The organism is Devosia lacusdianchii, assembly GCF_022429625.1.
GTDB classification, from domain to species: Bacteria; Pseudomonadota; Alphaproteobacteria; order Rhizobiales; family Devosiaceae; genus Devosia; species Devosia lacusdianchii.
On the sequence record NZ_CP092483.1, the window covers coordinates 2,649,291 to 2,666,882 of the forward strand.

General features: G+C 63.7%; 12 protein-coding genes. 2 read left to right on the forward strand and 10 right to left on the reverse strand.

Annotated features, from left to right (window positions below; translation table 11 throughout):
• The first annotated feature begins 13 nt into the window (after window positions 1-13).
• Window positions 14-5,389 carry an apolipoprotein A1/A4/E domain-containing protein gene (locus MF606_RS13085; protein WP_240229737.1) on the forward strand — a complete coding sequence of 1,792 codons (5,376 nt, stop codon included), beginning with the start codon at window positions 14-16 and terminating at the stop codon, window positions 5,387-5,389.
• A gap of 61 nt (window positions 5,390-5,450) precedes the next feature.
• On the opposite strand, the gene MF606_RS13090 is transcribed toward MF606_RS13085, so the two are convergent.
• From MF606_RS13090 to acs, 10 genes are all read right to left on the reverse strand, one after another.
• Window positions 5,451-5,855, reverse strand: a complete 405-nt coding sequence (locus tag MF606_RS13090; protein ID WP_240229739.1) for an NlpC/P60 family protein — start codon at window positions 5,853-5,855, stop codon at window positions 5,451-5,453.
• A 3-nt stretch (window positions 5,856-5,858) separates the two neighbouring features.
• Window positions 5,859-7,058 carry an MFS transporter gene (locus tag MF606_RS13095; RefSeq protein ID WP_240229741.1) on the reverse strand — a complete coding sequence of 400 codons (1,200 nt, stop codon included), beginning with the start codon at window positions 7,056-7,058 and terminating at the stop codon, window positions 5,859-5,861.
• Window positions 7,059-7,152: 94 nt separating this feature from the next.
• The gene (locus tag MF606_RS13100; protein WP_240229743.1) at window positions 7,153-8,334 is read right to left on the reverse strand and encodes an MFS transporter; all 1,182 of its coding nucleotides are present in this window, start codon (window positions 8,332-8,334) and stop codon (window positions 7,153-7,155) included.
• An 87-nt stretch (window positions 8,335-8,421) separates the two neighbouring features.
• A complete protein-coding gene (locus tag MF606_RS13105; protein WP_240229745.1) occupies window positions 8,422-9,486 on the reverse strand; it encodes a glycosyltransferase family 4 protein in 1,065 nt (354 codons plus the stop codon).
• Between the two features lie 66 nt (window positions 9,487-9,552).
• The gene (locus tag MF606_RS13110; protein ID WP_240229747.1) at window positions 9,553-10,764 is read right to left on the reverse strand and encodes an MFS transporter; all 1,212 of its coding nucleotides are present in this window, start codon (window positions 10,762-10,764) and stop codon (window positions 9,553-9,555) included.
• 117 nt (window positions 10,765-10,881) lie between these two features.
• Window positions 10,882-11,679, reverse strand: coding sequence for a UDP-2,3-diacylglucosamine diphosphatase (locus tag MF606_RS13115; RefSeq protein WP_240229749.1), 798 nt, complete (start codon window positions 11,677-11,679; stop codon window positions 10,882-10,884).
• A gap of 150 nt (window positions 11,680-11,829) precedes the next feature.
• Window positions 11,830-12,921 carry a glycoside hydrolase family 3 N-terminal domain-containing protein gene (locus MF606_RS13120; protein ID WP_240229751.1) on the reverse strand — a complete coding sequence of 364 codons (1,092 nt, stop codon included), beginning with the start codon at window positions 12,919-12,921 and terminating at the stop codon, window positions 11,830-11,832.
• A 229-nt stretch (window positions 12,922-13,150) separates the two neighbouring features.
• Entirely contained in the window at window positions 13,151-14,401 is a 1,251-nt protein-coding gene (locus tag MF606_RS13125) for an RNA polymerase sigma factor (RefSeq protein ID WP_240229752.1), read from the reverse strand.
• Window positions 14,385-14,732, reverse strand: coding sequence for a YciI family protein (locus MF606_RS13130; protein ID WP_240229753.1), 348 nt, complete (start codon window positions 14,730-14,732; stop codon window positions 14,385-14,387). Before MF606_RS13130 ends, MF606_RS13125 begins: the two co-directional genes overlap by 17 nt.
• A gap of 114 nt (window positions 14,733-14,846) precedes the next feature.
• Window positions 14,847-16,790, reverse strand: a complete 1,944-nt coding sequence (acs, locus tag MF606_RS13135; protein ID WP_240229754.1) for an acetate--CoA ligase — start codon at window positions 16,788-16,790, stop codon at window positions 14,847-14,849.
• Window positions 16,791-16,984: 194 nt separating this feature from the next.
• Here acs and MF606_RS13140 point away from each other — a divergent pair, with 194 nt between their 5' ends.
• Complete coding sequence (locus MF606_RS13140) at window positions 16,985-17,590, forward strand: GNAT family N-acetyltransferase (protein ID WP_240229755.1); 606 nt, start codon at window positions 16,985-16,987, stop codon at window positions 17,588-17,590.
• Window positions 17,591-17,592 lie beyond the last annotated feature (2 nt).

Consider the following 17,592-nt stretch of genomic DNA (forward strand, 5'->3'; position numbering starts at 1 on the left):
AGTTGTAAAGAGTATGGCGAAGAATCCGACCCCCACTAACGATCCCGCCGCGCTGGCCTTTTCAGCCGTCGAAGACGCTCTCAAGGAATCGGTTTTCAGCCTCGACAGCACGCCGCAGCAGGCTTCCGAACGGAAGCCCGAAGCCGCCCGCTCCGAGCGCCTGCGCGCTGCCGACAAGATCGCGCAGCAGGCCGGCGCCGTCGCCAATGACGACCGCTTCCCCACGTCCAAGATTCTCTACAACCTGCAGAACCGCTCGTCCGCCGCGCCGACCTGGATCGCCCTGCTGCTGTCGGTGGTTTGGCTTGCCGCTGCCGGTACCGTTGCGTGGCTGCGCTATGGCCCGCAGCTCAACAATTTCAGCCAGTTTGCCGGCACGATCGATTTCGTCGGGCTGCTCGCCATCCTGATCCTGCCGGTGGTCGGCTTCTTTGCCGTCGCTACCCTTTTCCGCCGCGCGCAGGACCTGCGCAACGCGGCGTCGTCGATCACCCAGGCGGCCATTCGCCTGGCCGAGCCCGAAGTCACCGCCGCCGACAAGGTCGCCTCGGTTGGCCAGGCCGTCCGCCGTGAGGTCAATGCCCTGGGCGATGGCCTGGAGCGCGCGCTGAGCCGCGCCGGCGAGCTCGAAGTGATGATCCACAACGAGGTCACCGCGCTCGAACGAACCTATTCGGACAATGAATCGCGCATGCGTGCGCTGATCGCCGAGCTGGCCAGCCAGCGCGAAAGCGTGCTGACCAATACCGAGCGCGTGCGCGAGGCCATTACCGAGAGCCATACCGGCCTCGTCTTCGACCTCGACATGATCAGCCAGCGCATTGCCGGCACCATCGTCGAAAGCGGCGGCAACCTGACCCGCGCCCTCGAAACCGCCGGCAACACGCTGACCAACTCGTTCGGCGAACGCACCGAGAGCTTCGTCACGCTGGTCGACAACCGCACCACCGACTTCATCTCCTCGCTCGATGACAGCACGGGCCGCCTGTCGCTGACCTTCGACGACAAGACCGCCACCCTCACCGACGCGCTCGACAGCCGTGCCGGCAACCTCAATGCCGGCGTCGAGAGCCGCATCGCGGCGCTGACCGATGCGCTCGATAGCCACGCCGCCAGCATTGCCGCAGCCATGGATGAGCGTACCCGCATCATCGAGGAGCGCACCGGCATCCTGACCGGCACGTTCGAGGACCGTACCGCCAACCTCGCCGGCCTGCTCGAAGGCACGACCGGCAAGCTGTCCGAGACGCTGGACGATACGACCGGCCGTCTCGCTGCGTCGATCGACGAGCGCACCGCCGCGCTGTCCAACCTGCTAAGCACGGGCGGCGCTTCGTTGCTCGACCAGCTGCGCAATCGCGGCCACGAAGTGACCGGCGGCCTCGACATGATCGGCCAGCGCATTGCCGACGACATCACGGCGCGCTCGCGCGAAGCCGAAGTGCTGCTGAGCGCCCTCACCCGCCAGCTCGATGAATCGGTGTCCATCCAGCTCAACGCCATGGATAGCCGCCTGCAGTCAGCGGTTATCGAGATTAATGGCGCGCTCGACGACACCTCCGAACGCGCCCGCATCACCCTGGCCTCGGCCGGGCAGGATTCGCTGAGCCAGTTCGACGCGCGCCTGACCGAGATTGCCGCGATTCTTGACACGCGCCTGCATACGCTGGACGGCGTCATCGGCGACAAGGGCGACAGCCTGATCGCGCGCCTCGAGGAACAGGGTACGAGCTTTGCCGCCCGCGCCAATGTGCTCGAAATGGCGCTGAACGAAGAATCCGGCCGCTTCAACGACGTCGTGTCCGAACGCACCCGCGAAATTGGCGAAGTGCTCGGCGCCAAGACCAAGGCGATCACCGAAAGCCTGCTCAACCGCAGCCGCGAAATCGCCGACTCGCTCGACGGCCATGCCGGCATCATCTCGGAAGCCCTCGACGGCCGCACCAAGGCCATCGACGATATCCTGGCGAGCCGCACCGGCGAGTTGACCAGCGCCATCGAGACCCGCGTCCTCGAACTCGACGAAACGCTCTCCGGCCGCAGCCGCGACATGAGCGAGGCCATTCGCGTACGCAGCCAGGAATTGGGCGAAACCCTTTCCGGCAGCACCAGTGCATTCGATCAGGCCATCCAGGGGCGCACCCAGCGCCTCGCCGATACCCTGGCCGAAAAGACCACGGCCCTGTCGCTGGAACTCGATAGCCGTACCGGCAGCTTGACCAGCCAGCTCGACGAACGTACTGCCGCGCTCGCAGACCATATCGACGAGCGTGCAGCAACGCTCACCAGCCGCATCGAAGAGCGTACGACGCTGATCGCCAGCGAAATCGCCGAACGTACGGCCACGCTGACCGGCGAACTCGATGCCCGCTCAAGCGAACTGCGCACCGCCCTCGACGGTGGCACCCAGCAGCTCGCCCAGGCCGTCGGCACCCGCACCCAGCAGCTTTCCGAAGCCTTGGGCACGCGCACCCAAGCTCTCAGCGACACGCTGGCCACGCACACTGCCTCGATAGGCGAGACCATCGGCCTGCGCACGGCCGAACTGGCCGACACCATCTCGGCGCAGGGCGAGGAAGCTCGCACCAAAATCGATGCGTCGCTGCGCGCCGCGACCGACACGATGGGCGAGCGCGTCAACTCGATGTCGACGCTGATTGCCGACCGCGTTTCCGAGCTCAATACCAATCTCGGTTCGGGCCTCGACAGCGCCATCGCCCGCATCACCGATGCCGAGAACGGCGTCACCACCCGCATCGACGCGGCCAGCGCCACCGTGGGCGAAAGCGCCCGCAAGGCCGCCGACATCATCGAGAACGGCGTCAATTCGGCCCGCAAGGCCATTGCCGACATGGTCGACAGCCGCCTGGGCACCCTGCCCGAGGCCATCACCGCCCGCGCCGATATCACGGCCGAGCGCCTGGCTGCCCTCAATGCCTCGATCAATACCTCGATCACCCAATCGATGGCCGATCTTGAAGCCGGCGCTGACCGCATCGAGGAAACCATTGCGACCCGCATCACCGCGGCCACGCAGAACATCGCGACCGACATCACGACAACGGCCAACCGCATGGACAGCGCCGTGCGCGTGGCGCTGGACCAGATCCGTGTGGCGGCCGGCGATATCGACCAGCTGTTGACGGTCAAGGCCGTCACCGCGGTCGACACGATCGAGACCCGCCTGACCGACATCAACCGTTCAGTGGAAGAGCACACCAACGCCTTCGCGGCGCTGGTCAGCGAACGTTCGGACCAGCTCCAGGGTGCGCTCAACAGCCACGGCAACCTGCTGCGCGATGCGCTCGGCGAGAATGCCAGGGAAGCCGAAGCCATCATGGCGGTTTCGACCTCGCGCATCCTTACCGATGTCACCGCGGCGCTCGGCAAGCTCAACGACTCCAACCTGCTGCTGCAGCGCGTGCTCGACGCGTCGACCGCCAACCTGGCCAACCTGGAAACCAGCGTCGCCCAGCAGACCTCGACGTATTCGAACACCATCCGCGACGCTATCGGCCAGACCGAACAGGCCGGCAGCATGGTCAGCCAGCACGTCACCGCACTGCAGGCCACCATTCGCGGCATGGTCGACGAGTTCTCGACCGTCCTCGGCAAGCTCGATACCGAAGCCGCCCATATGGCCCAAGCATCGACCGCCCTCACCACGACCAGCGACAACGCCCTCGAAACCCTCGAGGAACGCCGCGGCGCCATGGATGCCCTGGCGCAGAGCTTTGCGGCCCGCGCCGACGATATCGACGGCCGCATGCGCATGTTCGCCCAGTCAATTGCCGACACTGTCAACGATACCGAACGCCGCCTCATCGGTGCCCGCCGCGCCATGGACGAGGCCCTCAGTGCCACGACAGGCACTGTTGCCGAGACGCTTGCGCAGACTACCTCGACCATCACCGATACATTGGCTGCAGCCACCGGTGAGATCAACGAAACCCTGCGCTCGACCTCGGACAACGTCAGCAACGCGCTCTACGCCACCAATGAGCGTTTCAACACCACGCTGAACAGCAATGCCGCCCAGGTCGACAACGTCGTACAGCGCGCCGCCGACGCGGCCGCCAATGCTCTGAACCAAACCGCCTCGTCGGTACGTCTGGCGCTGTCGGACCAGGCCTCGCAGGTCAACGACGCGCTCGAACAGAACGCCAACCGGGTCAGCGATGTGCTGGCCTCTACCGCTGGCAATGTCACCGACGTGCTGACCTCGACCACGAGCACGCTGGCCGACACCATCAATGACAGCGCCAGCTCTGTGCGCAGCGCTATCGCTGCCAATACCGGCCAACTCCGCCAGGCCATCGACCAGACCACCGGCACCTTCCGCCAGGCGCTGGACGAAACGTCGGGCGAAGTCACCGACCGCCTGGGTGAGTTCCGAGGCGCGGCCGATGCCGAAGGCCGCCGTGCCAATGCTGCCCTGCAGCAGGCCCAGCAGCAGATGGTCGCCGAAATGCAGCGCGCCATCGAGGAAGCGACCCAGCGCTTCAACGACACCGCCCGCGCCATGCGCGAGACAGCGCGCGAAGTGGGCGGCGAACTCGAAGCCACGCGCGCCGAACTGGCCCGCGGCGTCAACGAGTTGCCGGAAGAAACCCGCGCCAGCGCCGCCGCGATGCGTCGCGTCGTGGCAGAGCAGATCGAGGCGCTGAGCGAGCTCAATGCCATCGTGCGCAGCCAGCCGGCCACGCATGACCTCAACAACCGCCGTCCGCCGCAGCGTTCCACGCCGCCACGCCAGGAGGTTCGCAACGATCCGCCCGCCTATCAGCCGCCGCGCGAGGCCTACCGCCCCGAGCCGGCCCGCCAGACCTTGGTCGATCCTATCCGCACGATCGAACGCCCGCCCGAGCCGGTCCGCCAGGCAGAGCCCGTACGTCAGCCCGAGCCCGTCCGCCAGCCGGAACCGGTCCGCCAGCCCGAACCGCAGCCGGTAGCTGAAGCTCCGGCGGCAGCGACCCCGCAGGGCGAGAATGGCGGCTGGCTGCGCGACGTGCTGCGCAACGCCACCGCCAAGCAGCAGAGCACCCAACCGCAGGCCGGCCTCTCCGGCCTGACCGAAGAGATCGCCCGCTCGATCGATGACAATGCGCTGGCCGACGCCTGGGCCCGTTACCAGGCTGGCGAAAGCAACGTGTTCTCGCGCCGCATCTACACCCTGGCTGGCCAGGGCACCTACGACGACGTGCGCAAGCGTCTGCAGCGCGACCCCGAATTCGCCCGTACGGCTCAGGCCTATATGAGCGAGTTCGAGCAATTGCTGAAGCGCGCCGCCGCCGGCCCGCAGCCTGCCGCCGAGACCCGCGAATACCTGCTGTCCGATCGCGGCAAGGTCTACACCACACTGGCACATGCCAGCGGCCGGTTGAGCTAGGCCTCACATTTAGAATGAAAAGGCCCCGGTAAACCGGGGCCTTTTGCTTTGAGCGCGCTCTCTACTGCAGCACCCGCTTGCCGCCAACCAGCACGCGATAGTCGTCCCTCCGGGCAAACTCCACCACCGGCCAGATCGCGGGAATGCCGACCGATTTGGCGAGATGCAATACCCCGCCCTGCCCGGCATAGACGCCCAGATGCGCGCCGAACGGCTCGTCGGTACGATTGAACAGCAGCAGGTCCAACGGCTCGAACGTGGTCACCACGATAGTCAGCGCGGTGTCTTGCCAGAGCTCGCTGGACCACCAGGGCGGCAGCGATAGGCCGAAATGCGCCAGCACCGCATAGGCGAAGCGCTGGCAGTTGGCGCCCGCCGTCAGATCATGACTACCATCCGGAATGGCGGCGCCATTGTACGGCACGGTCCCGAACTCTGGTGGCAATCGGTCCAGCAGATTTGCCAAGCCTTACCTCGCCGTTGCGTCGTCCTTCGGCTGCATCATGCGCAGCGATTGCCAGATGCACAATGCGCCAATTGCGGCAGCGATGGCCGCGACGAGGTAGGCATGGGCACCGAACAGGCCGACAAGCCAACCAAAACCGATGAGTGCGACCACTGCGGCGACCTGCTGCACGACGGTGAACAGGCTCTGCGTCTCCGCCGCGATATCTTCGCTGGTCCAGTTGGCGATGAAGTGCACGCAGCCGAGGAATCCGAGCGCATAGGTCAGGCCATGGGTGAGCTGCAGCAGCACCAAAACGGGCACTGGCGGCGAGAACGCCATGGCCGTCCAGCGCAGTATCGACGCAACAGCTGAAATCAGGATCATATGGCGCGCCGAAATCCTGCCGCCGAAACGCTTCCAGCCGAACATCGTGACGGCCTCGGCCAGGGCACCCAGCGCCAGCAGCGGCCCGATGACACTCTCGGAAATCCCCTGTTCCTTCCAGAGCAGCGACGCGAAGGCATTGAGCACGACGTGAGTGCCGAAAATCAGCGCAAAGCCGATGAGCGGCAGGACGAACCAGGGTTTGGAGATGATCTCGCGCAGCTTGCCGGCCACCGGGCGCACAGCGGCGATAGTGGCCTGCTCGGCCGGCGCGCGGAAGGCCGGCAACTGCAGTGAAGCGGCAGAGCGCGCCAAGGCGAGCCCGACAAAGAGCGGCACGAAGATCGCCGAGCCGAACCAGACGACCAGAAAGCCGGTCAGGGCATTGAACAGCATATAGCCGACCGTGCCCCAGGCTCGGATGGTGCCGAAATCGGTGCCATTACGCCGCGTCAGACGCATCGTCGCTGCGTCGAGCACCGGGCCGATCGCACCGGTTGGCAGGCTGATCAAGGTCCAGAACAGCAGGATGCCCCAAAACTCGTTGACGAAGAACAGGCCAATGGGGACGATACCGGCGATCAGCGCGCCGATGACGATCACCTGGCGCCAATCCTTGGCGCGATCGGCGACGCGACCGACGATCAGGTTGAGCGCCAGGATGACAAAGACCGGCACCGCGTTGATGAGACCGATCTGCTCGGTGGTGATGCCCTTCTCGCTGAGCCAGATGGGCAGGAACATCACGGCCGCGCCCGGCCCCATGAAATAGGTAAAATAGAACACGCTCGTCCGAAATTCGGGCGTTAGGCGCGAGCGGGCCTCTGGCGAAGACATGTGGAGTGAACTCTGGTGCAACCGCGCCGGCGGTCGGGGCAAACGTCAGCAGATCGTCGGTATTCAAGCACCCATATCGATTTCATCGGGCCAGTCAATGCGCATCCTTGGGCGGCCGAATACGCAGCGAAACCAGCACGCAGACGATGGCGATCACTGCCACAATCGTGGAAGCGAAGAACGCGGCGCTGCCGAAATACGTCACCAGCCAGCCGAAGGCCGCAAGCGACAGCACGATCGCGCCCTGCTGCAACATGGTAGCAAACCCCTGCGCCTCGGCGGCATTGGATTCGCTGGTCCAATTGGCGATGAAGTGCACGACGCCAAAATAACCGACGCCAAACGTAATGCCATGCAGCATCTGCACAGCGAACAGCATACCGACCGGCGGGCTGAACGCCATGACGGTGAAGCGCACCAGCGACGTAATGCAGGCTGCGAGAATCATGTTGCGAGCGGTGATCCGCCCACCAAAGCGACGCCAGGCGAACATGACGATGGCTTCGGCCATTGCGGCAACCGCCAACAGGGGGCCGATATAGTAATCAGGTATGCCGTTCTGCACCCACAGCAGACCACCGAAGCCGCCAATCAACGCGTGGCTGGAATTGATGAGCGCGAAGGCGATCAGCGGCAACACGAACCACAATTTGAGCGAGTCCCGCAGCTTCGTGGGCTCTGCTGCCTGTGCCAGGGTCGCTTGATGTTCGGGCGCGCGAAAGCGTGGCAGCAACAGCGCGATGACCGCACGTAGGGCCGACATGGCGAGGAAAAGCGGCGCGAAGGCCGATGCACCGAAGACGGTAATCAGCACCCCGATACCACCAGCGCCAGCTACGTAGCCCACCGTCGCCCAGGCGCGCACAGCGCCAAAGTCAGTGCCGTTGCGACGCGTCATGCGCACGGTCGCGGCGTCGATGACAGGCGGAATGGAGCCGTTGGTCATGGTGCAGGCGAGCCACACCAGGAGGATGCCCCAGAACTCGCTGACAAAGAACAGGCCGATCGGCATCACTCCGGCCAACAGCGACAGCACGACGATGACGCTGCGCCAGTCCTTGGCCCGGTCGGCGATGCGGCCGACGATCATGTTGAGGGCCAGCAGGCCCAGCACCGGCAGCGAATTGATCAGGCCGATCTGGTCAGCAGGCAAGCCATGTTCGCTGAGCCATATCCCCAGAAACACCGCGCTGACCGCGCCGGGGAGATAGACCGAGAACTGAAATAATGAGGCGCGCAGCTCGGGTGTGCCCAAGCGCGAAAGTGCCGATGGCATGGAAAAATGAACTCCGGGCAAATCAGTGCCCGGGGCCTTTGGTGACTCGGTTGGCCTGGCAACGCAAGGACCATTATGCGGTTTCGCCTATACGGCCGCCGCAAGCGCCGGTTGGGGCTGGCGGAGCGGTTCGAGAGCCGTCAGAAACGTCGCCGCACTGGCTGCCCAGGTGAAGCGCTCGGCATGCGTGCGTGCGTCGGCGCGATCGAGTGTAAGCGCCTGGGCCACGGCGATTTCGAGCTTTTCATGCACAGTGCCTGCGCGCGGGTCGCTGAGCACGTCCCGCGGACCGGTAACCGGATAGGCCGCAACCGGCGTGCCTGAGGCGAGCGCCTCGGTAATGACATTGCCGAACGTATCGGTCAGGCTGGGAAAGACCAGCACATCGGCGCTGCGGTAGAGCTCGCCCAGCTCCTGGCCATGGCGATAACCCATGAACACCGTCTTTGGGTAACTCCGCATGAGCCGGGCGCAATCCGGCCCGTCGCCCACGACGATCTTGGTACCGGCAATATCGAGGTCGAGAAACGCCTCGACATTCTTCTCCGCCGCCACGCGCCCGACATAGAGCAGATGCGGTCCCGGCAGATCGATGAATCTGGTCTTGGGTCCCGGCCGAAAGCGCACAGCATCGACGCCGCGGCTCCAGAGTCCGAGCCGGACGAAGCCGCGTTCCAGCAGGTCATCGCGCAGCGAAGGCGTCGGCACGAGGGTACGGACCGCAGCGCTGTGGAACCAGCGCAGATAGCCGTAGCTCCATTCCTCAGGCACCGGCACGCGCATCGCTACATATTCGGGAAACCGGGTGTGGAAGCTCGTGGTAAAGCCCAGATGCCGCTCGAGGCAATGATGGCGTGCCAGCAGGCCTAGCGGCCCCTCGGTCGCAATATGGATGTGGTCGGGCATCGCGGCGTCGATCTGCCGGGCGACGGCGCCGAGGCTGGCCAGGGAGATGCGGATCTCCGGATAGGTCGGCACCGGCAGCGTCCAGAAGCGCTCAGGGGTGAGGAACGTTACCGCGTGACCCGCCGCCGTGAGTTCCCGGCCCACACTTTCGAGCGTTCGCACTACGCCGTTGACCTGGGGACGCCAGGCATCAGTGATAACAATGATGCGCCGCGACGGCGCTCCCGCCAATTGTAGCTGCGACATACGGCACCGCCTCTGATCGATGACGGGCCGAAGCTGGCATGAGTCCGTGTCGGGTGCGTGAACCCCCTAGGTTGTGGCTTCCTTCTTCGGATTCATAATGAAAAGCGAGGCCAGCACCATGACGGCACCCACACCGCTCATGATCGAGGCGACATAAAACGCCCCCGCCCCGAGCGATCCGGCGAGGAAGCCGAAGCCGAGCAGGGCCACCACCGTGATGACCTGCCGGATCATGACGAAGAAGCTCTGAGCTTCCGCGGCAATGTCCTCGCTGGTCCAGTTGGCGATGAAATTGGTGATGCCGAGGAAGGTGAGGCCGACGGTGGCCAAGTGCAAGGTTTGCAACAGCACCAGCACCCAGATATCGGGCTCAAGGGCAAAGCCCCACCAGCGGATGGCGCCAGCGATGCAGCCGAGCAGGATCAGATGGCGCGCCGCGAAGCGCTTGGTGATGCGCTCGAAAAACACCATGGCCAGGATTTCGGCCGTAGGCGCCACGGCCCACAGGATGCCGATGACCCAGCCGGGTATCCCCTCCTCCGCCCAGATCAGCGCACCGAAACCCATCTGCATCATGTGGCTGCCATGCAGCAGCGACGCACCGATCAGCGTTAGGAGAAACCACGGCCGCCACATCTGCCCCAGGCGAATGGCGATCAGCGGGTTGATGGGCGCGTCGATGGGATGCATCGGCCGCATGTACTCGTCAGGCGCGCGGAATAGCGGCAAGCCGAGCGACATCAGCGCCCTGATAACGCTGACGGCGATCAGCAGTGGTATGAATGCCTGCGGCCCCAGCCGGTCGAGCACCACCCCGGCCAGCAACGTCACAACCACAAAGCCGATGGTGCCCCAGACGCGAATGGCGCCGAAGTCCATCCCGGTCCGCCGCGCCATGCGATAGGCGGCGGCGTCAACCACCGGTGCAATCGCCTGGAAGGGCACGATGACCAGAGTCCACAGGATGATCACAGCGACGTAGCTATCCATGAACAAGAGGAAGATCGGCGGGATCGCCGCCAGGATGGAGCCGATGACGATGACCGTGCGCCAGTCGCTGGCGCGATCGGCCAGGCGTCCGACGATGAGGTTGATGACGATCATCGCAAAGATCGGCGCGGCGTTGATGACACCGATTTCGGCGGTGCCAATGCCGCGCTCACTCAGCCAGATCGGCAGGAACGGATTTGACACCGCACCCGAGGTGAACAGTGTCGCATAGAAAAGACCAGTCCGGACAGCCGGCGAACCAAGGCGCGCTGCCAAAGGCAAACCCATCGCAGAACGGCTCCGGGGAAAGGCGGGTGAAATCACTAGCCGCAACAATGGGCTGCAAGTGTGGCGGAGGCAAGCGCGGTTTGGCGTTGTGTGCCACACCCTCGTGGTTCGAGGCGCTTAACTCGCGGCGCGGCGCAACCGGAACTTGCGGGGTTCTCCCGCCACCATCTCGGTCCATTTCACCAGTTCGAACGCCCCCTCGGGCGTTTCGACAATGGCAGTGCAGCTTTCCACCCAGTCACCGGTGTTGATGTAGTGGATGCCCAGGCGGTCATGCATGTCGGCGAAGTGGATGTGACCACAGATGACGCCATCGACGCCCGATTCCTTGGCCTCGTGCACCAGCGCTTCCTCGAAGCGACCGATGACCGACACCGCATTCTTGACCTTCTGCTTGGCCCAGGCGCTGAGCGACCAGTATTGCAGGCCTAGCCGGCGGCGCACCCAGTTGATGGCGATATTGACGCGCAAAGCCGCGTTGTAGGCCCAGTCGCCGACATGGGCGAGCCACTTGGCATTCATCACCACCACGTCGAACTGGTCGCCATGGATGACGAGATAGGTCTTGCCTGTGGCTGTGGTGTGCACGGTGCGATCGACGAACTCGACCTCGCCGAAATAGGTGCCGAGATACTCGCGCAGGAATTCGTCGTGATTACCAGGCAGATAGATAACCCGGGTGCCGGCATTGGCCTTGTCGAGCAGTACCTGCACCAGCAAATTGTACTCGCTCGGCCAGTGCCAGTTCTTCGCCAGCCGCCAGCCATCGATGATATCGCCGACCAGGTAGATGGTCTCGGCCTCGTGCGCCCGCAGGAACTCGATGAGCTGGCCGCAGCGGATCGGCTTCATGCCCAGATGCACATCCGAGATGAATATGGCCCGGACCTGTCGGACTTCGCGGTCATCCGCCATCAAGCAACGACTCCTGCTTTCGTGGGAGCGCACTTTATCTGCGGTTGTGGCAGGAGGGAACCGCTGGCGAAGAGAAGGTGGGGAAAGGCGGTTGCGCCACTACCACCACACTTCACCCTCGGGTCAAGCCCGTGGGTGACAGTCTGTAGTTCACTGAATCCCCGCTTTCAGCGCAACGATCCGCTCGTAGCTCTGCTCTATCCGTGCGGCGAAGGCCGGGTCGGCTTCGGCGGTCGCCACCAGGATATCCAGAATTTCCTGGCCGAGGCCGGCGCGATATTTGGCGGTATTGGAGAACAGCAGCACGTCCATGCCCGCGCTGACGGCCATGATCACCGTCTCTTCGAGCGTGAAATGATCGCGGATGGCGCCCATTTCGAGATCGTCGCTGATGACGACGCCGTCAAAGCCAAGGTCCTCGCGCAGGACTCCGGTGATCCATTGCGACGACAGCGACGATGGAGTCTGCTTGCCCGCGTCGGCATAGTCGGCGTGATAGAGATGGCCCACCATCACCATGTCAATATCGCCGCTGGCGATCAGCGCACGATAGGGCTCCAGCTCCACCGGTTGCCAGGTCTCGGTGATGTCGACAAACCCCTCGTGGCTATCAGCCGTGGACGAACCATGGCCGGGGAAATGCTTGAGCGCCGTCAGCATGCCCGCAGCGTGGTGGCCCTTGATGAAAGCTTGGTCATAGGCCGTCACCACTTCCGGATCGACGCTAAACGAGCGGCCGAATTTGGCAATGACCTGGTTGCTGGTGTTGACATTGAGATCGGCGACCGGGCCAAAATTGACGCTGAAACCAAGATCGGCGAGCGAGGCGGCCATGGTGGAATAGATCGCCTCGGCCTCATCAGGTGTATTGGCGGCGGCTATTGCGGCAGCGTTTGGAATTTCCTTGAACCCGACATCTTCAGTCAGCCGCTCGACCGCGCCTCCCTCCTGATCGACGGTGATGAACGGCGGCAGGTCGGGCGAAGCGGCGCGAAACGCCGCGTTCATTGCCGTCACGGCATCAAGGCTTTTGACATTGGTCTTGAGCAGCATGACGCCGCCCAAGCGGCCGGCGGCTATTTCGGCTTGCAGCGCCTTTACCGATGCATCGTCGACATCGTCGCCCTGAAAGCCGACCACAATCATCTGCCCGGCCATCTGCTCCAGTGTGGCGGCATGGGCAGTGGGCACCGCCACGGCAAGAAGCGGCAGGATGGCGAGGGAGCGCAAAGAGACGGTCACGGGCTGGTCCGGGCTGGAATCGATGCGCGACGATGACCGTCAAATGGAGCCGAAACAATGGCCGCGCGTTAATACAGTAGCGCTCCCCCCCATTTGGGGGATGCGGCGCAGTCATCCCGGTGCAAATCTGGGTAAGGTGACTTGGGGGCCTGGGCCGTTTTCAACCTTTCGGCCCATGAATCCGTTGCCTTGATCGGGCGGAGATCTTGGGGTCTCCGCCCGTGACCGGCTACTCGTAGTGCCGTCCGTCAGGTTCCGGACCTGACAACGCCCTGCCGATCAGCCTTCTCATCGACGCGGTGGGCGCGGCGGCCATGGCGCGCTGCGATATTTCGGCGGCGGCGGTCAGATTCCCAATCCGGCGCTCAAGAGTGCTGGCCACCGCTAGATACACGTAGGACCGGCGAACCCTGACCGGCAGCTCAAGCCCATGGAAGGCTTCGATTGCCGCCAACGGGCCGTGAAGCTCGCCGACGGCTACGACCCAGTCGAGCTGGTGGAGGGGTGACGGATCAAAGGCAAAAAGCAACTCATAGCTCTGGACGACTTTATGCCAGTTCATATCGGCCCTTGAAACCGCCCGGCAATGCTCCGCGGCCACGGCAGCTTCGGCGTGGTAGCGCGAGAACGTATCGCCCTCGGCGGACTTTGCCAGCCACGCGAAGCCCACCGCGATATGCGAGCCATCCCAAACGGATCGGTCCTGCTCATCCAGCAGGAGCAACTCCCCAGAGGCGCCGATGCGGCCAGGCAACCGCGCCGCTCCGAAGTGCATCAGGGCCAACAGTGCGAACAGCATGGGCGATGGAACCCGTGCGGTTGCCGCCACCAGCGTGGCAAGCCGAATGGCCTCGCCGCACAATTCGGCGCGCACGGCGACCTCGCCGGCCAGCGAATTGTAGCCTTCGCAATAGAGCGTGTAGAGCACCGTACACAGGGCGGGCATGCGGGTCTGAAGCTGACGGTCACCGACCTCCAGGACCGACTTCGACCTGCGCCCGAGCACGGCGCGGCCGCGTTGCAGGATTTTGTAGATACTGCTCTCGGTCTCGAACAGCCTGAGGGCGATTTCCGGCACGCCAAAGCCACACAGGAGCTTCAGCGCCAGCGCGACGCTGGTCTTGGTGGAGAGCTGCCCATCGCAGCAGACCACCAGCATCTGCACCATGGCCAGATCGGACTCGATAAAGTCCTCCTCCGCGGCGGCCATATCGCTCTGCAGGATGGTCTGGTGACGCGCTTCGCGCCTGACCTCCTCGAGATAGATGTTGACGGCCACACGGTAGAGCCACGCCTCCGGACTGGCCGGAGGCGAGCTGCGGGTCCAGGTTTCCAGAGCACGCAGCAGCGCCGTCTGGACCGCGTCCTCTATACGCGCCAGGTTCTGACGTCCGAGCCGCCGCGCAAGAAGCGCGACCAGTCGGCCATAACCATGCTGAAAAAATCGGGGGCCGAACTGTCCCTCAGCCAGCGATTTCACGGATCACGACCTGGGAACGCGGTCCAACGAGGCCCGGGCAAGCTCGTGAGATCATCCCTGCCTCTTCCAGGTCCGCGGCGGCCAGGATCATGAAGCCACCGAAGACCTCACGCGCCTCGATAGAGATGCCGTCAATATCGTCAGCCTGGCTGACAATGGTGGTCGATCCGGTGAGCTTTCCGCCCAGATCAACGATGTGGCTGGCGAATTGTGTTCGCCAACTGTCGAACGCCTCGTACATCTTCTGCATCTCCTCCGGCGAAGGACGGGACGCCGATGCGTCAACGCTCGGTACGGAAGCCTGCAGGCAAAGGAATTTCCGGATCGTCATGGCATTCTCCTGTTTCACTACGAGCTAGTGACGCATGAGCTTCCAGTTATCGGACAGAAATTCGAACCCGATGGCTGTGGCGCCGAGCCTTTACTCGCCGCCACAGCATTTTCTTCACCGGTTTTGTCGGTTTTCGATCAGGTCGTTGACCACCGCGGGGTCAGCTAGTGTCGACGTGTCGCCCAGCGAGCCGAAGTCGTTTTCGGCGACTTTGCGCAGGATGCGACGCATGATCTTGCCCGATCGGGTCTTGGGCAGGCCGGGGGCCCACTGGATGAGATCCGGCGTGGCGATCGGGCCGATTTCCTTGCGCACCCAGTTGCGCAGTTCGGCCTTAAGCGCGTCGTCGCTCGCCTCGCCCGCCATCAGGGTGACATAGCAGTAGATGCCCTGCCCCTTTACATCGTGCGGATAGCCAACAACGGCTGCCTCGGACACTTTGGGGTGGCTGACCAGCGCGCTTTCGACCTCGGCGGTACCCAGGCGATGCCCGGACACGTTGAGCACGTCATCGACGCGACCGGTGATCCAGTAGTAGCCATCCTCATCGCGACGGCAGCCGTCGCCGGTGAAGTAATAGCCCTTGTATTGGGTGAAGTAGGTCTCGACGAACCGCTGGTGATCGCCATAGACGCTGCGCATCTGGCCCGGCCAGCTGTCCTTGATGGCGAGCACGCCTTCGGCTTTGGTTTGCTCCTGCAGTCGGCCCTCTGGCGACAACACCACCGGCTGGACGCCAAAAAACGGCTTGGTGGCCGACCCCGGCTTGGTCGAAATAGCGCCGGGGAATGGCGCGATCATGTGGCCGCCGGTTTCGGTCTGCCACCAGGCGTCGACGATCTCGCAGCGCTCCTTGCCCACATGCTTGTGGTACCAGGTCCAGGCTTCCGGATTGATCGGCTCGCCCACCGTGCCGAGCAGGCGCAGGCTGGGCATGTCGTACTTGTCGGCGAATTCCGAACCGGCGCCCATCAGCGCCCGGATGGCGGTAGGCGCGGTGTGGAAGATGTTGACTTCGTGCTTCTCGACCACCTGCCAAAGCCGGCTGGCATCGGGATAGCTCGGAATACCTTCGAACATCAACGTGGTCGCGCCATTGGCGAGCGGGCCATAGACGATATAGGTGTGGCCGGTAATCCAGCCCACGTCAGCCGTGCACCAGAATACGTCGCCGTCCTGGTAGTCGAAGCTGAGCTGATGCGTCAGCGAGCCATAGACCAGGTAACCGCCTGTGGTGTGCAGCACGCCCTTGGGCTTGCCGGTCGAGCCCGACGTATAGAGGATGAACAGCGGGTCTTCCGCATTCATCGGCTCGGGCGGGCAGTTCGCATCAACAGTCGCGACGGCGTCGTGATACCAGACGTCCCTGCCCTCGACCATGTTCACCGGATTGCCGGTCACCTTGACCACGATGACCTTCTCGACGCCCGAGACCTTGGTCAGCGCCTCGTCGACATTCTTCTTGAGCCCGATGGTCTTGCCACCGCGACGGCCTTCGTCGGCGGTAAGAATAATCCTCGAACCACAATCGGCCACGCGTCCGGCGATTGAATCGGGCGAGAAGCCACCAAAGATCACCGAATGCACCGCGCCGATGCGCGCGCAGGCCAGCATGGCCACGGCGGTGTCGATCACCATCGGCATGTAGATGGTGACACGGTCGCCCTTCTTGACGCCACTGGCCTTGAGCACATTGGCATAACGGCAGACGCGATCATGCAATTCGCGATAGGTCGCCTTGCCGTCCGTGCCCGGACTATCGCCTTCCCAGATGATGGCGGTTTGATCGCCACGATCAGCCAAGTGCCGGTCGAGGCAATTGTAGGACACGTTGAGAACGCCGTCCTCGTACCACTTTATGGAAATGTCCGGATAAGCAAAGCTGGTGTTCTTGATCTTGGTCGGAAACTTGACCCAGTCGAGACGCTTGGCCTGTTCGGCCCAGAATCCGTTGGGATCGTTGACCGAACGCGCATACATTTCGTCGTACTGCGCCTTGGTTACGTGGGTGCGTGCGATTGCAGCCGCACTTGGCTGGAATACGAGCTGCTCGCTCATAGTACCTCCCTTATCTCTCCCGGCCCCCGTTCTAATGACACGTCCGTCGCCCGGCAAGGGCTTGAGACTGCGACTTAGTGGGTAAGTTCGCGCAAGGCTTTGTCGATGCGGCGTTAACTGCCGCGAAGGACGGTGCTTCGACGCCCGCCTGGGCTCTGGTATTGTCGAGGTTCATTGGACCCCGGGAGTCCGTCATGAGCGATGTCGCCGTCAGTTCCGCCGTAGCCGCTGCGCCGCGCGCGCCCATCTACCGGCCCGCGACCTATGCCGATATCGGGCTGGTGCATCACCGCCTGCAGGAGGCCATCGAGACCTCGCCCTTTTACAGCCCCGAATTCAAAGCCTACGAATCGGCCCGGCTGACCAAGGACTACCTGGCGAGCCTGATCGATGCCGATCCACACCACGTGATGGTGTTCGAACGCGAGGGCAAGACGGCGGCTTTCATGATTTCGGGCCCGGAACTGGGCACGCTGTGGCTCTATTGGAGCTATGTGTTCCCCGAGAACCGGCGCTCGACGCTAGGTGTATCGGGGATGCGCGCCTTTATCGATCATTGGGACAATGGCCGCTTTCATAAGATCGCCACCTATACCAAGACCGGCAACGAACCCGCAGCCGCCATCATGCTGCGCATGGGCTACAAATACGTCGCGACGCTGGAAAAGCACATCTTCGGCGAGGACTACCTGCTTTACGAGCGTCCGCTCAACAAGGTCGAGCCGGGCTATGATCGCGGCACAAAGGGCGGGCTGCGACACAAGCTGGCGCGCAAGCTAAAGCTGGCCTTCCGGCGCTAGCC

Excerpts from the sequence above, each read along its gene's own strand:
- MF606_RS13105 (WP_240229745.1), bottom strand. The coding sequence starts at position 9,486 with ATGTCGCAGCTACAATTGGCGGGAGCGCCGTCGCGGCGCATCATTGTT.
- MF606_RS13140 (WP_240229755.1), top strand. The coding sequence starts at position 16,985 with ATGAGCGATGTCGCCGTCAGTTCCGCCGTAGCCGCTGCGCCGCGCGCG.
- MF606_RS13115 (WP_240229749.1), bottom strand. The coding sequence starts at position 11,679 with ATGGCGGATGACCGCGAAGTCCGACAGGTCCGGGCCATATTCATCTCG.
- MF606_RS13110 (WP_240229747.1), bottom strand. The coding sequence starts at position 10,764 with ATGGGTTTGCCTTTGGCAGCGCGCCTTGGTTCGCCGGCTGTCCGGACT.
- acs (WP_240229754.1), bottom strand. The coding sequence starts at position 16,790 with ATGAGCGAGCAGCTCGTATTCCAGCCAAGTGCGGCTGCAATCGCACGC.
- MF606_RS13130 (WP_240229753.1), bottom strand. The coding sequence starts at position 14,732 with ATGACGATCCGGAAATTCCTTTGCCTGCAGGCTTCCGTACCGAGCGTT.
- MF606_RS13100 (WP_240229743.1), bottom strand. The coding sequence starts at position 8,334 with ATGCCATCGGCACTTTCGCGCTTGGGCACACCCGAGCTGCGCGCCTCA.
- MF606_RS13085 (WP_240229737.1), top strand. The coding sequence starts at position 14 with ATGGCGAAGAATCCGACCCCCACTAACGATCCCGCCGCGCTGGCCTTT.
- MF606_RS13095 (WP_240229741.1), bottom strand. The coding sequence starts at position 7,058 with ATGTCTTCGCCAGAGGCCCGCTCGCGCCTAACGCCCGAATTTCGGACG.